This is a genomic window from Diaminobutyricimonas aerilata (genome assembly GCF_002797715.1).
GTDB classification, from domain to species: domain Bacteria; phylum Actinomycetota; class Actinomycetes; order Actinomycetales; family Microbacteriaceae; genus Diaminobutyricimonas; species Diaminobutyricimonas aerilata.
In genome coordinates, this window is sequence record NZ_PGFF01000001.1 from 2,997,722 (window position 1) to 3,012,871 (window position 15,150).

The following is a 15,150-nucleotide window of genomic DNA, read 5'->3' on the forward strand; positions in this document are numbered from 1 at the left end:
GATGAGCACGTTCGGCTCGCTCAACACCGCGTACACGGGCCTCGTCGCCGCCCGCAACAGCATCGACGTCGTCGGGCAGAACATCGTGAACTCGGGTTCGGCCGGCTACACCCGGCAGCGCGTCATCACCTCGGCGGTTCCCGGGGTCGACGGTGGGCTGCTCGGCTCCGGCTTCCGCGTGGGCCAAGGGGTCTCGGTCGACGGGATCGCGCGACTCGGCGACAGCATGCTGGACGGGCGGGTGCGCTTCACCGCGTCCGCCGCCGGCCACTGGTCGGTGCGCTCCACCGCCGCGAGCGCCGCCGAGGCGACGCTGCGGGAACCCGGCACGCAGGGCATCTCGCGCGCGCTGCAGGAGTTCTGGTCCGGCTGGCAGGGCGTCGCCAACCGCGCGGGCGACCCCGCGCCGGCGGGCGTGCTGCTCGAGAACGCGGCCACTCTCGCCGGCCGCATCGCGCAGGGATACACCGAGGTCGAGAACGAGTGGGCCTCGACCCGCACCGAGCTGTCGACCACCGTCGCCGAGGTGAACCAGGCCGCCGAGCAGATCGGGCTGCTCAACGAGCAGATCCGCCAGATCCGCGCCGGCGGCGGCACCGCGAACGAGCTGATCGACGCGCGCTCGACCCTCGCGACGAAACTCTCGGGGCTCACCGGAGCGACCGTCCGTGACCGCGGCGACGACATGATCGACGTCGTCGTCGACGGCAACTCCCTCGTGGCCGGCGACGTCGTGCGCCGCCTCGCCGCCGTCGGCTCCCCCGAACTCGCGGGAGCGGGCGCGGCCCCGGTGCGGGTGGAATGGGCGGACCGGCCCGGCGAGTCCGCCACGATCGACGGCGGGGAGATCGCCGGCTACCTCGCCGTGCTCGCCCCCGCGGCGGGCGGGTCGGGCGGGGTGCTCGCCGAGACCGCCGCCGCCTACGACGCTCTCGCCCTCGATCTCGCGACCCGCGTGAACGCCCTGCACACGACGGGCGCCGCCCCCGACGGCACCACGGGACACGACTTCTTCGCCCTCACCGCGGGCCTCCCCCCGGCGCGCGGTCTCACCGTCGTCCCGACCGACGTCGACGGCATCGCCGCCGGCACCCCCGGCACGGGCGGGGCGAACGGCGGGGTCGCCGACGCGATCGCCCAGCTCGCCGGCCCGGACGGCCCCGACGGACTGTGGTCGGATGCGGTCGTCGGCATCGGCGTCGTCGCGCGCACCGCGAAGCAGCAGAGCACCCTCGCCGGGCAGGCCGCGGCCGCCGCGGTGAAGGGGCAGCTCTCGCAGGCCTCCGTCGACCTCGACGAGGAGACGACCTCGCTCATCGCGTTCCAGCACGCCTACCAGGGCGCGGCTCGCGTCATGACCGCCGTCGACGAACTGCTCGACGTGCTCATCAACCGCACCGGTGTGGTGGGAAGGTGATCCGATGATCGGCCGCATCACGGGGCAGCTGCAGCTGAGCTCCGCCCAGCGCAACCTGCAGGTCGCCCTCGCCGAACTGACCCGGCTGAGCGATCAGGCGTCGAGCGGCAAGCTCATCTCGAAGCCCTCCGACGACCCCGCGGGCACCGCGGACTCGATGCAAGTGCGCGGGCAGATCGCCGCGAACGCGCAGTTCTCGCGCAACATCGCCGACGGCACCGGATGGCTCAACACGGTCGAGAGCGCCCTCAGCGCGACCACGGACATCCTCGTCAAGGTGCGCGACCTGACCGTGCAGGCCTCCAACTCCGGGTCGCTCTCGCCCGTCGCGCGGGAGGCCATCGCGGTCGAGCTCGAAGGGCTGCGCAGCGAGCTCTTCGCCCAGGCGAACACCGAATACCTCGGCCGCAGCGTCTTCGCCGGCAACTCGGATGAGGGCGTCGCCTTCCGGCCCGACCTGTCGTACACGGGCGTGGCCGGCAGCACGGTCGAACGCCGCGTCGACGCGACGAGCACCGTGCGGGTCGACGCGGACGGCGCAGCCGTGTACGGAACCGGCGCGACGTCGGCGTTCGCGCTCATCGACACGATCGTCGCGGACGTGCGCGGCGGCACCGCCGACGTGAGCGCCCACCTCGACTCGATCGACGCCCGGTTGCAGTCGGTGTGGGGCGAGCACACGGTGGTGGGCGCCCGCTACGCTCAACTCGAGCGCGCGAAGGGACTCACCATGGAGCAATCCGTCTCGCTCGAGGCCCAGCGCCTGAGCGTCGAAGACGTCGACCTGGGCAAGACCATCCTCGACCTCAAGATGCAGGAGGTCGCGTACCAGTCGGCCCTCGCGGTCACCTCCCGGGCCCTGCAGCCGACCCTCCTGTCGTTCCTGTCGTGACCGCGCCGGTCCGCACACCGCACGCCGCGGTCACCTTCGTCACGCCCCCGCCCGGGTTCGCGCCGCACGTGCGTTTCGCGCTCGACGACGTGCTCGGTGCCGACGGGCTCTTCGCCCTGCGCGCCGAGGACGACCCCGACATCCGCCTCTTCGTCGTCGACTCGACCGTGTACGTGCCCGACTACGCACCCGAGGTGCACACCGAGGACCTCGACGCGATCGGTGCCGCCGAACCGGACGACGTGCTCGTGCTCGTGGTGGCGACCATCGACGGCGGCTCCCCGGTGGTCAACCTCATGGCGCCCGTGCTCGTCGGCCGCGAGAGCGGCCTCGCGTCGCAGGTCATCCTCGACGGAGACGACTGGCCGCTGCGCGCCCGACTCGGCAGCCTCGCCTCCTAGCCCGCCAGCGCCGCTCTGCTGTGGGCAGATCTGCCCACAGCAGCATCCGTTCCCTCGCGCCGGCGGCCGACGCAGGCTGGGGCCATGAGCGACGACACCGTACAACTCCACCCCATGGACGCCGACCTGAGTTCGCAGCTGTTCCACCAGCGCGTCATCCTGCTCGGCGCCGAACTCGACCAGAACCTCGGCAACCGGCTCGCGAGCCAGTTGCTGCTGCTCTCGGCCGACGACCCGAAGAAGGACATCAGCTTCTGGATCAACAGCCCCGGCGGCTCCGTGCCGGCGATGCTCGCGATCATGGACGTGATGCGCACCATCCCGAACGACGTACGCACCGTGGCGCTCGGCATCGCCGCGAGCGCGGGACAGTTCCTGCTCTCGGCGGGCACCCGAGGCAAGCGGTACGCGCTGCCGCACGCGCGCATCCTGATGCACCAGGGCTCCTCCGGCATCGGCGGCACCGCGGTCGACATCGAGCTGCAGGCCGACGATCTGCGGCACACCCGCGACACCGTGCTCGCGCTGATCGCCGAGAACACCGGCCAGCCGCTCGAGCGCATCCTGCACGACTCCGAGCGGGACCGCTGGTACACGGCGCAGCAGGCCCGCGACTACGGGTTCATCGACCACATCGTCGACAGCGTCAACGAGATCTACCCGCGCACGGTCACGCGCGTCGGAATCGGGGTGAACGCGTGAGCAGCTACACCATCCCCTACGTCACCGAACGGCGCGGCGGTGTCGAGCGCACGATGGACGTCTACAGCCGGCTGCTGTCGGAGCGGATCGTCTACCTCGGCACCGAGATCGACGACGGCGTCGCGAACGCGCTCATCGCGCAACTGCTGCACCTCGAATCCGACAGCCCCGACAGTCCGGTGAACCTGTACATCAACTCGCCCGGCGGCTCCCCCTCGGCGATGCTCGCCGTCTACGACACGATGCGGCACATCCGTCCGGAGGTGGCGACGACGTGCGTCGGGCAGGCGGCCGGTCCCGCCGCGGTGCTGCTCGCCGGAGGAGCGTCGGGCCGCCGGGCGGTGCTCGAGCACGCGCGCGTCATCCTGCACCAGCCCTCCACGCAAGGGCAGGGCACCATCCCCGACCTCATCATCCACGCGGAAGAGGTCGTGCGCGTGCGGTCGCAACTCGAGGGAGTGCTCGCCCGGCACACCGGCAAGGACCTCGCGACGCTCCGCCGCGACACCGACCGCGACCTCATCCTGCCCGCCGAGGCGGCCGTGCAGTACGGCCTCGCGGATGCGGTGCTCGGTGAGCGCGAGCCGATCGGCGGTTCCCTCGCCGCGGGGATGCTGACGGGGCGGTAGCGCCGCACCTGCGTCGGCCGATACGACCACGACAGGGTGCAGCGAGAGCGGACTTCCGTGTTCCCCGACGGCGCGTCGTCGCCCGACGGCGGCGCGCCGCGGCGGACATCCGCTCTCGCTGTAGCCCTGTTCCCCTCCTCGGGCGGCGGTAGAAGCATCCGCCGTCGGCGGCGACGCTACAGATCCACGCTCGCGCGGCAGAAGAAACGGTGGCGGGACCGCGGTTGTGTCGCGCGACGCGTGGCGGCTGATGCCCGAGTGCGGAACTGTCGCGCGACGCGCCATCCCCCGCGGAGGCTCGGCGGCGGCGCGGGTACAGCGACCGCGGACTTCCGAGTCACCCGACGGCGCGTCGCCGCGCGACAACGGCGCGTCGCCCCGGACATCCGCTCTCACTGCCGGCGGCCCGGGGCAAACCGCCGGCGTCCCGGAACCCGGATCCATCCCGGGTCAAGCCACCGGGCTGCATCCCGACCACGCCAGGAACGACGAAGGCCCCCGCCTGACGGCGGGGGCCTTCGTGTGCACTACGTCCGGATCAGTTGTAGGTGCCCGGGGTGTAGTCGTCGGAGTTGAAGCTGTCGAAGTCGACGAAGCTCAGGTCCGACTCGCTGAACGTGGAGTCGTCGGTGAAGATGCGGTTCGGGTAACGCTCCGCCTTCGCCTCCTCGGTCGCCTCGACGCGCACGTCGCGGTACCGGGAGAGACCGGTGCCGGCCGGGATCAGCTTTCCGATGATCACGTTCTCCTTGAGACCCACCAGCGGATCCGACTTGCCCTCCATGGCGGCCTGCGTGAGAACACGCGTGGTCTCCTGGAACGACGCGGCGGACAACCACGACTCGGTCGCGAGGGACGCCTTGGTGATACCCATGACCTCCTGACGCGCCGACGCGGTCTTCTTGCCCTCGGTGAGGGTCGCGCGGTTGATCTCGTTGTACTTCATGCGGTCGACCAGCTCACCGGGCAGCAGGTCGGTGTCGCCGTGGTCGACGACGGTGACCTTGCGCAGCATCTGGCGCACGATGACCTCGATGTGCTTGTCGTGGATCGGCACACCCTGCGAGCGGTAGACGCCCTGCACACCGTCGACGAGGTGCTGCTGCACGGCGCGGACGCCCTTGACGCGCAGCACCTCCTTCGGGTCCAGGTTGCCGACCTGCAGCTGCTGCCCGAGCTCGACGTGCTGACCGTCCTCGACGAGGAGGGTCGAACGCTTGAGCACCGGGTAGATGTGCGGCTCGTCGCCGTTGTCCGGCGTCAGGATGATCCGGCGCTGCTTCTCGGTGTCCTCGATCGTGATGCGACCGGCGGCCTCCGCGATGGGGCTCGCACCCTTGGGGGTACGCGCCTCGAAGAGCTCCGTCACGCGGGGGAGACCCTGCGTGATGTCATCCGCCGACGCGACACCACCGGTGTGGAAGGTACGCATCGTCAGCTGGGTGCCGGGCTCACCGATCGACTGGGCCGCGATGATGCCGACGGCCTCTCCGATGTCGACGAGCTTGCCGGTGGCGAGCGAACGGCCGTAGCACGCCGCGCAGACACCGACGGCCGACTCGCACGTGAGCACCGAACGGACCTTGATGGTCTCGATGCCGCCGGCGACCAGCTTGTTGATCAGCACGTCACCGATGTCGTCACCGGCCGCGGCGAGCACCTCGCCCTTGGCGTCGACGACGTCCTCGGCGAGCGTGCGGGCGTAGACCGAGTTCTCGACGTTCGGGTCGCGGACGAGGTTGCCCTCGCTGTCCGCGGCCGAGATGACGAGCTCGAGACCCTTGCTCGTACCGCAGTCGTCCTCACGGATGATGACGTCCTGCGACACGTCCACCAGACGACGGGTCAGGTAACCCGAGTCGGCGGTACGCAGAGCGGTGTCGGCCAAACCCTTACGGGCACCGTGCGTCGAGATGAAGTACTCGGCGACGGTCAGGCCCTCCTTGTAGGAGTGGACGATCGGGCGCGGGATGATCTCACCCTTCGGGTTCGACACGAGGCCGCGCATACCGGCGATCTGACGCACCTGCATCCAGTTACCACGGGCGCCCGAAGACACCATGCGGTTGATGTTGTTGTCCGTCGGGAAGTTCGACTGCATGGCCTGGGCCACCTCGGCGGTCGCCTTGTTCCAGATCTCGATGAGCTCCTGGCGACGCTCGGCGTCGGTGGTCAGACCCTTGTCGAACTGGTCCTGCACCTTCGCGGCCTGCTTCTCGTAGCCCGCGAGGATGTTCGCCTTGGTCGGCGGGGTCAGGATGTCCGACAGCGCGACGGTCACACCGGAGCGCGTGGCCCAGTGGAAACCGGCGTCCTTGACGCGGTCGAGCGTCGCGGCGACCTCCACCTTGGGGTAGCGCTCGGCGAGGTCGTTCACGATCGCCGAGATCTTGCTCTTGTCGGCGAGAGCCTCCACGTAGGGGTAGTCCCCCGGCAGGGTCTCGTTGAAGAGCGCGCGACCCAGGGTCGTCTCGAGCAGCACCGGCGAGCCGGCCTCGTAGCCCTCGGGCGCCTCGCCCTCGGCGAAGACGACACCCGACATGCGGATGCGCACCTTCGCGTTGAGGTCGAGCGTGCCCTGGTCCTTGGCCATGATGGCCTCGGACACCGACGAGAACACGCGGCCCTCGCCGACGGCGCCTTCCTTGAGCGTGGTCAGGTGGTGCAGACCGATGATCATGTCCTGCGAGGGCAGGGTCACCGGGCGGCCGTCCGACGGCTTGAGGATGTTGTTCGAGGCGAGCATCAGGATGCGGGCCTCGGCCTGCGCCTCCACCGAGAGGGGGAGGTGCACAGCCATCTGGTCACCGTCGAAGTCCGCGTTGAACGCGGCGCAGACGAGCGGGTGCAGCTGGATGGCCTTGCCCTCCACGAGCTGCGGCTCGAACGCCTGGATGCCGAGGCGGTGCAGCGTGGGCGCACGGTTCAGCAGCACGGGGCGCTCGCGGATGATCTCCTCGAGCACGTCCCACACCTGCGGACGCGAACGCTCCACCATGCGCTTGGCGCTCTTGATGTTCTGCGCGTGGCTCAGGTCGATGAGGCGCTTGATGACGAACGGCTTGAACAGCTCGAGCGCCATCTGCTTGGGCAGACCGCACTGGTGCAGCTTGAGCTGCGGACCGACCACGATGACCGACCGGCCCGAGTAGTCCACGCGCTTGCCGAGCAGGTTCTGACGGAATCGACCCTGCTTTCCCTTCAGCATGTCGCTGAGGGACTTGAGGGCGCGGTTACCGGTACCGGTCACGGGGCGACCGCGACGGCCGTTGTCGAACAGCGCGTCGACGGCCTCCTGCAGCATCCGCTTCTCGTTGTTGACGATGATCTCGGGGGCACCGAGGTCGAGCAGTCGACGGAGACGGTTGTTGCGGTTGATGACGCGGCGGTACAGGTCGTTCAGGTCGGAGGTCGCGAAGCGGCCACCGTCGAGCTGCACCATCGGGCGCAGCTCCGGCGGGATCACCGGGACGACCTCGAGCACCATCGCGGCCGGCGAGTTGCCGGTCTGCAGGAACGAGCTCACCACGCGCAGGCGCTTGATGGCGCGGATCTTCTTCTGACCCTTGCCCTCGGAGATCTGCAGGCGCAGGCTCTCGCCCTCGGCGGCCAGATCGAACGCCTGGAGGCGCTTCTGGATGGCCTCGGCGCCCATGTAGGCCTCGAAGTACATGCCGAAGCGGTCCTGCAGCTCGTGGAACACGGAGTCCTCGGGCTTCAGGTCGCCGACCTTGAGGCTGCGGAAGTCGTCCCACACGCGCTCGAGGTGGGTGATCTGCTCGTCGAAGGACTTGCGGGTCTGACCCATCTCCTTCTCCGCGCCGTCCTTCACCTTGCGCTTCTGGTCGGCCTTGGCACCTTCCGCCTCGAGGGCGGCGAGGTCGGCCTCGAGCTGCTGCAGGCGCTCGGCGACGCGGGAGTCGCGCTGCTGCTCGAGCTGCTTGATCTCGAGGCGGAGCTCGTTCTCGAGGCCGGGCATGTCGGCGTGACGTGCCTCCTCGTCGATCGAGATCACCATGTAGGCGGCGAAGTAGATGACCTTCTCGAGGTCCTTCGGCGCCATGTCGAGCAGGTAGCCGAGGCGGCTGGGCACACCCTTGAAGTACCAGATGTGCGTGACCGGGGCGGCGAGCTCGATGTGGCCCATGCGCTCACGGCGCACGGAGGACTTGGTGACCTCCACGCCGCAGCGCTCGCACACGATGCCCTTGAAGCGCACGCGCTTGTACTTGCCGCACGCACACTCCCAGTCGCGGGACGGTCCGAAGATCTGCTCTCCGAACAGGCCGTCCTTCTCCGGCTTCAGGGTGCGGTAGTTGATGGTCTCCGGCTTCTTGACCTCACCGTGCGACCAGCGGCGGATGTCGTCCGCCGTCGCCAGACCGATCTGGAGCTGGTCAAATGTCGTTACGTCGAGCAATGTTCTTCTCTCTGGAGTGACTCGAAAGCGATTTCGTCAGGGCGCCGGATCAGATGTCGTCGATGGACGACGACTCGAAACGGGTGGAGATGTTGATGCCGAGCTCTTCGGCGGCACGGAAGACCTCGTCGTCCGTGTCACGCAGGCTGACCGCGGTGCCGTCGGCCGAGAGCACCTCGACGTTCAGGCAGAGCGACTGCATCTCCTTGATGAGCACCTTGAAGCTCTCGGGGATGCCGGGCTCCTGGATGTTCTCGCCCTTGACGATCGCCTCGTAGACCTTCACGCGGCCGAGGATGTCGTCGGACTTGATCGTCAGGAGCTCCTGGAGGGCGTACGCGGCACCGTATGCCTCGAGCGCCCACACCTCCATCTCACCGAAGCGCTGACCACCGAACTGCGCCTTACCACCGAGCGGCTGCTGGGTGATCATCGAGTACGGACCGGTCGAGCGGGCGTGGATCTTGTCGTCGACCAGGTGGTGCAGCTTCAGGATGTACATGTAGCCGACCGAGACGGGGTCCGGGAACGGCTCACCCGAGCGGCCGTCGAACAGCACCGTCTTACCGGTGGAGTCGATGAGGCGCTCGCCGTCGCGCGTGGGGAGCGTCGAGTCGAGCAGACCCGCGATCTCCTCCTCGAGGGCACCGTCGAACACGGGGGTCGCGAGCTTGGTGCCCGGCTCCGCGCTGAAGGCCTCCTCGGGCAGGCGCTTGGCCCACTCCGGCTTGCCCTCGACCTTCCAGCCCTGCTTCGCGACCCATCCGAGGTGGGTCTCGAGCACCTGGCCGAAGTTCATGCGGCCGGGGATGCCGAGCGGGTTGAGGATGACGTCGACCGGGGTTCCGTCGGCGAGGAACGGCATGTCCTCGACCGGCAGGATCTTGGCGATGACGCCCTTGTTGCCGTGACGGCCGGCGAGCTTGTCGCCCTCGGTGATCTTGCGCTTCTGGGCGATGAAGACCACGACGCGCTGGTTCACACCGGAGCCGAGCTCGTCCTCACCGTCGGCGGCGTCGAACACCTTGACACCGATGACCGTGCCCTCTTCACCGTGGGGAACCTTGAGCGAGGTGTCGCGCACCTCGCGGCTCTTCTCGTTGAAGATGGCGCGCAGCAGGCGCTCCTCGGCCGAGAGCTCGGTCTCGCCCTTCGGGGTGACCTTGCCGACGAGGATGTCGCCGGGGCGCACCTCGGCACCGATGCGGATGATGCCGCGCTCGTCGAGGTCGGCGAGCAGCTCCGGGCTGACGTTGGGGAGATCACGGGTGATCTCCTCCTTGCCGAGCTTGGTGTCGCGCGCGTCGACCTCGTACTCCTCGATGTGGATCGAGGAGAGCACGTCGTCCTTCACCAGGTTCTGGCTCAGGATGATCGCGTCCTCGAAGTTGTGACCCTCCCACGGCATGAACGCGACGAGCAGGTTCTTGCCGAGCGCGAGCTCGCCGTTCTCGGTCGCGGGACCGTCGGCGATGACCTCGCCGACCTCGACGCGCTGACCGGCGTCGACGACCACGCGGTGGTTGTAGCTGGTGCCGTGGTTCGAGCGGCCGAACTTGCGCAGGTAGTACTCCTGCGTTCCGCCCTCGTCGAGCTGCACGACGACGACATCCGCGGACACCTCGGCGACGACACCGGCCTTCTCGGCGGTGACGACGTCACCCGCGTCGACGGCGGCGTACGACTCCATGCCGGTGCCGACGACCGGGCTCTCGCTGCGCAGCAGCGGAACGGCCTGGCGCTGCATGTTCGCACCCATGAGGGCGCGGTTCGCGTCGTCGTGCTCGAGGAACGGGATGAGCGAGGTCGCGACCGACACCATCTGGCGCGGCGAGACGTCCATGTAGTCCACGTCGCCGGCGGGCACGAGTTCGACCTCGCCGCCCTTGCGGCGGACGAGCACCTTGTCCTCGGCGAACTTGAAGTCGCTCGTGAGCGGCGCGTTCGCCTGGGCGACGATGAAGTCGTCCTCCTCGTTGGCGGTGAGGTAGTCGATCGTGTCGGTCACCTGACCGTTCACGACGCGACGGTACGGCGTCTCGATGAAGCCGAACGAGTTGATGCGCGCGAACGACGCGAGCGATCCGATGAGGCCGATGTTCGGGCCTTCCGGGGTCTCGATCGGGCACATGCGGCCGTAGTGCGAGGGGTGCACGTCGCGCACCTCGACGCCGGCACGCTCACGGGACAGACCACCGGGACCCAGCGCCGAGAGGCGACGCTTGTGGGTCAGGCCCGCGAGCGGGTTGTTCTGGTCCATGAACTGCGACAGCTGGCTGGTTCCGAAGAACTCCTTGATCGCGGCCACGACGGGACGCACGTTGATCAGGGTCTGCGGCGTGATCGCCTCGATGTCCTGCGTGGTCATCCGCTCGCGGACGACGCGCTCCATGCGGCTGAGGCCGGTGCGCACCTGGTTCTGGATGAGCTCACCCACCGCACGGATGCGGCGGTTGCCGAAATGGTCGATGTCGTCCACGTCGAGGCGGAGCTCGACCGGCTGGCCGTCGCGCACACCCGGGAGGGTGGTCTGACCGGCGTGCAGGGCCACGAGGTACTTGATCGTCGCGACGATGTCGTCGACCGACAGGACCGAGTCCTTGATGTCAGCGTCGACGCCCAGCTTGCGGTTGATCTTGTAGCGACCCACCTTGGCGAGGTCGTAGCGCTTCGGGTTGAAGTAGAAGTTGTCGAGCAGCGCACGCGCGGCCTCGGCGGCGACCTGCTCGCCCGGACGCAGCTTGCGGTAGATGTCCTTGAGCGCCTCCTCCTTGGTGAGGATGGCGTCCTTCTCGAGGGTGGCCTCGATCGAGGCGTAGCCCTTGAACTGCTCGAGGATGTCCTCGCTCGTCAGGCCGAGGGCCTTGAGGAAGACGGTGACCGACTGCTTGCGCTTGCGGTCGATGCGAACACCGACCTGGTCGCGCTTGTCGATCTCGAACTCGAGCCATGCACCGCGGCTGGGGATGATGCGCGCCGAGAAGATGTCCTTGTCGGAGGTCTTCTCCTGCGCGGCCTCGAAGTACACACCGGGCGAACGGACGAGCTGCGACACGACGACGCGCTCGGTTCCGTTGATGATGAAGGTGCCCTTCTCGGTCATGAGCGGGAAGTCGCCCATGAACACGGTCTGGGTCTTGATCTCACCGGTCATGTGATTCATGAACTCGGCGTTCACGTACAGCGGAGCGGCGTAGGTCTTGCCGCGCTCCTTGCACTCGCCGATCGAGTACTTCGGCTCCTCGAGCTCGGGGCTCGTGAACGAGAGCTGCATCGTCTCGCCGAGGTCCTCGATGGGGCTGATCTCCTCGAAGATCTCATCGAGGCCGGTCTTCAGCGAGTCCCCCGTGGCGCCCTGCTCGGCCACGCGGGCCTTCCAGGCGTCGTTACCGACGAGCCAGTCGAAGCTCTCGGTCTGCAACGCAAGCAGATCCGGGACGGTCAGCGTGTCGGTGATCTTCGCGAACGAGAGCCGTTGTGCGTTACGGCCGTTCTTGGGGGTGGTGGTGGACGTTGCGTTGCGCGCAGCAGCCAAGGAATTTACCTCCGTGGGCCCCGTCGGGCCGTGGCATATAGGAATGGAAGGTACCCGCCAGAATCTCTCTCGAGATCTGCCCCGCCGCTATACTCGGGGCGCGCCAGCCGTCCACAATATGACGGCGAAGGGGAGTCTGGGAGCGCAAAGGTCAATCATAGGCCTGGATGCCCCGGTTGTCCACCGGGTTCCTTGACCTGATTCGGTACTTCGGGTATAACCGCTCACCGCATCCGCTCATTCCCGCATATTTCCGCGGATCGGGCGGGATTCCGAAGTGATGCGCCACTCCTCCACAAGGTTCCGCGACACGCCGTCATCCCCCGAGACACGCCCGGCGCCGCGACGTTCACGGAGCGGTCGCGTCCGCACGCCGGACGTGCCCGTTCCGGACGCAATCCCCCTCAATCTGAGGCTTCGGCGTCCGCAACGGGCACGTTCGACGGCTCGGGCGGTCAGCGGCGGGCGGTGAACTCCTGCATCTCGACGAGCGGACGCACGGCCGCCTCGAAGTCGTCGTCGACGAAGTACTCCTTCAGGCGGTCACCGAGCTCGGCGTTGCCGATCGCCGCCATGATCATCGACTGGTCGAGGCTCAGGTAGCGGTCGGCGATCGTGCCGCTGCCGGTCGCGACGGCGTCGAAGAAGCCGCCGGGCCCGTAGGCGCCGAGGTCGTGGCGGATGCCGCGCAGGTTCTCGAGCACTCCCTCGCGGTCGTACGGCAGGGCGAGGAACGCGGCGTGCGGGGTCACGACGCCGTCGCCGAAGTTCGGCGTGGGGTTGGTGCCTTCGCGGCATCCCTCATAACCGGCATCGACATCCGTCGCCGGTTCGTCGCTCGCATACCCGTTGGAGCTGATGCCGAGCTGCTCGACGCCGTACTCGCGGTAGCCGCCGAACGGGTTGCTCGCGGGGCTGAAACCCCAGTAGCCGTATCCGGCCTCGTCGAGACCGTGGTGTTTCTGCGCCTCCACGGTTGCGGGGTGGTTGACACCCCACGAGCGCTCGCCCCACTGCGCCTCCGGCACGAACAGGTCGGGCATGAGCGCCTCGAACATGCTGCCGCCCCACGCCGGCACGATGCGCATGCCTGCGTACTCGTAGGTGCCCTCGTAGGTGGGCACGCCGAGGTACTCGCGCGTCACGCCCTCGGGCTTCTGCTCCTGCCAGGCGTAGTCGCAGCCCTGCTCGGGCATGGTGCGGTAGGTGGCGAAGTACGCCGTCGCGGGGATCTGGCCGTTCGCGATGCCCAGGTAGGTCGCGATGCGCGCTTCGCTCACCGTGGTGTCGTACCAATGGCACGTGTAGAAGACGTCGGGGCCTTCGCCCCCGTAGTTGCCAGGCACCGTGCAGGTGTCCCCGGGCTGGTCGACCCAGAATCCGCCGCGGTTGAGTCCCGCTCCGTCACGCGCGGCGGTGTCGTGGAACCACCCGAAGTCCATCGTCTCGTAGAGCCGGTCGGCCCGTTGCTCGAGCCGGTGGTCCGCGGAGGCGACGACGCGCAGCGCGGCCGCGAGCCATCCGTTGTCGACGGTGGAGAGGAACGGATGCACGACGTCGCCGCTCCCGGGCCACGCGGTGAGTTTCTCGCCCGTCGTGGGCGAGTACCAGTTGTAGAACATGCCGCTCGGTTCGTGCCGCTCGAGCTTCTCGAGGGTCTTGAGCGTGGTCTTGAGGCGGTGGAAGGCCTCCTTGCCGTCGATGATGCCGAGATCGCGCGCGACGACCGCCGACCAGAGGTAGCCGCCGATGTTGGTCGGACTCGTGTACTCGCTCGGCGCGGTGAGCGCGCCGTCGATGTGGTCGGCGACGAGTCCGGTGCGCTCGTCCGCCATCGCGGCCATCGAGGCCCAGGTGTCGCGGGCGTACTCCCGCAGTTCGGCGTCGCCGGGCGGGGGCGTCGGCCCGTGCCCTCCGGCGAAGGCGGGCGCGACGGGCACGGCGATCGAGAGGCCGGCGACGGCGGCCACGGCGAGGATGCGGCGGCGGATGCGATGGGTCGGCATGGTCGGCATGGGAACTCCTTCGTTCGACTGCCCTTCCAGGCTGACACGGGTTGTAACCGGTTACAACCCTCGAGTGCGGATTCTTCCGCTTGGCAGTCCGCCGATGTTGCGAGGCTTGTCGACGAAGCGGCGACGTGAACCTCCGCAACCTCGGCATACCTCCGCAGCGTCGGGCCGCGGGACGAGGGCGGGTGGGTCGCGGGGCTCGGCGGACGCGAGGGAGGGGCGTGAAAGGATGCGGAGGTGGACACCGAGCCGTCGACCGCCCTCAGCGTGAGCGGGCTGCGCGCCACGATCATCGAGGATCCATTCGTCCCCGGCAGCTACCGGCTCGTGGTCGACGGCACACCGCAGTCGCACGTGAACCCGGACGACCCCACCCAGCTGTTCTTCGAGTACATCCAGCGCATCGGGCATGTGATCGATCAGCTGGGCGAGCCGGGGTCGCCGATCACCGCGTTGCATCTCGGAGCGGGCGCGCTCACGCTCCCCCGGTACATCGCGGCGACCCGCCCGGGCTCCCGGCAGCAGGTGATCGAGCTCGAACGCGACCTCGTCGACTTCGTGCGCGAGCACCTGCCGCTGCCCAAGAGCGCGAGCATCCGGGTGCGCTACGGCGACGCCCGCGAGGTCGTCGCGAAGCTCCCGCCGGGACTCGACGGCAGCGTCGACCTCATCGTCGTGGACATCTTCAGCGGCGCCCGCACCCCCGGCCACGTGACGAGCCTCGAGTTCTACGAGTCGCTGCGCCGGCTGCTCGCCCCGGGCGGCGTCATCGCCGTCAACACGGCCGACGGTCCGGGCCTGCACTTCGCCCGCGGGCAGGCATCCACGCTCGAGACGGCGTTCGGGCACCTCGCGGTGCTCGCGGAGGCGCAGGTGCTGAAGGGTCGACGCTTCGGCAACTTCGTGCTCGTCGCCTCGCCGACCGAGCTGCCGCTCGAGTGGATGCCGCGCCTGCTGGCCGGCGGACCGCATCCGGCCCGCGTCGTCACGGGCACGGAGCTGCGGGACTGGATCGCCGGCGCCCCGATCGTCACGGATGCCACGGCGATCCCCTCTCCCCCACCGAACCGCACCGTCTTCCAGCTGCGCGACCGCGACTGAGTTCCGCCGAGGTCCCCTTCGACAGGCTCAGGGAACGCACG

The 15,150-nt window shown here is 68.8% G+C and carries 9 protein-coding genes; 6 read left to right on the forward strand and 3 right to left on the reverse strand.

Features of this window, described 5'->3' with window-relative positions:
- Window position 1 precedes the first annotated feature (1 nt).
- The 5 genes from flgK (at window position 2) to CLV46_RS14340 (ending at window position 4,041) form a co-directional block, all read left to right on the forward strand.
- On the forward strand, window positions 2-1,417 hold the full coding sequence (gene flgK, locus CLV46_RS14320) for a flagellar hook-associated protein FlgK (RefSeq protein WP_100365403.1): 1,416 nt from the start codon (window positions 2-4) through the stop codon (window positions 1,415-1,417).
- A 4-nt stretch (window positions 1,418-1,421) separates the two neighbouring features.
- On the forward strand, window positions 1,422-2,309 hold the full coding sequence (gene flgL, locus CLV46_RS14325; RefSeq protein WP_100365404.1) for a flagellar hook-associated protein FlgL: 888 nt from the start codon (window positions 1,422-1,424) through the stop codon (window positions 2,307-2,309).
- On the forward strand, window positions 2,306-2,710 hold the full coding sequence (locus CLV46_RS14330; protein ID WP_100365405.1) for a flagellar assembly protein FliW: 405 nt from the start codon (window positions 2,306-2,308) through the stop codon (window positions 2,708-2,710). The genes flgL and CLV46_RS14330 overlap by 4 nt, the downstream gene beginning before the upstream one ends.
- Window positions 2,711-2,794: 84 nt before the next feature.
- Complete coding sequence (locus tag CLV46_RS14335; protein ID WP_100365406.1) at window positions 2,795-3,412, forward strand: ClpP family protease; 618 nt, start codon at window positions 2,795-2,797, stop codon at window positions 3,410-3,412.
- Window positions 3,409-4,041 (forward strand): ClpP family protease, encoded by a 633-nt coding sequence (locus tag CLV46_RS14340; RefSeq protein WP_100365407.1) that lies wholly within the window; start codon window positions 3,409-3,411, stop codon window positions 4,039-4,041. Before CLV46_RS14335 ends, CLV46_RS14340 begins: the two co-directional genes overlap by 4 nt.
- A gap of 538 nt (window positions 4,042-4,579) precedes the next feature.
- On the opposite strand, the gene CLV46_RS14345 is transcribed toward CLV46_RS14340, so the two are convergent.
- The 3 genes from CLV46_RS14345 to CLV46_RS14355 all read right to left on the reverse strand — a co-directional run bounded on the left by CLV46_RS14345 (window position 4,580) and on the right by CLV46_RS14355 (window position 14,011).
- Complete coding sequence (locus CLV46_RS14345; RefSeq protein WP_100365408.1) at window positions 4,580-8,461, reverse strand: DNA-directed RNA polymerase subunit beta'; 3,882 nt, start codon at window positions 8,459-8,461, stop codon at window positions 4,580-4,582.
- A 49-nt stretch (window positions 8,462-8,510) separates the two neighbouring features.
- Entirely contained in the window at window positions 8,511-11,996 is a 3,486-nt protein-coding gene (gene rpoB, locus CLV46_RS14350) for a DNA-directed RNA polymerase subunit beta (protein ID WP_100365409.1), read from the reverse strand.
- 455 nt (window positions 11,997-12,451) lie between these two features.
- On the reverse strand, window positions 12,452-14,011 hold the full coding sequence (locus CLV46_RS14355) for a glucoamylase family protein (protein WP_211282204.1): 1,560 nt from the start codon (window positions 14,009-14,011) through the stop codon (window positions 12,452-12,454).
- A gap of 234 nt (window positions 14,012-14,245) precedes the next feature.
- Here CLV46_RS14355 and CLV46_RS14360 point away from each other — a divergent pair, with 234 nt between their 5' ends.
- Window positions 14,246-15,109, forward strand: coding sequence for a spermidine synthase (locus tag CLV46_RS14360; protein ID WP_100365410.1), 864 nt, complete (start codon window positions 14,246-14,248; stop codon window positions 15,107-15,109).
- Window positions 15,110-15,150 lie beyond the last annotated feature (41 nt).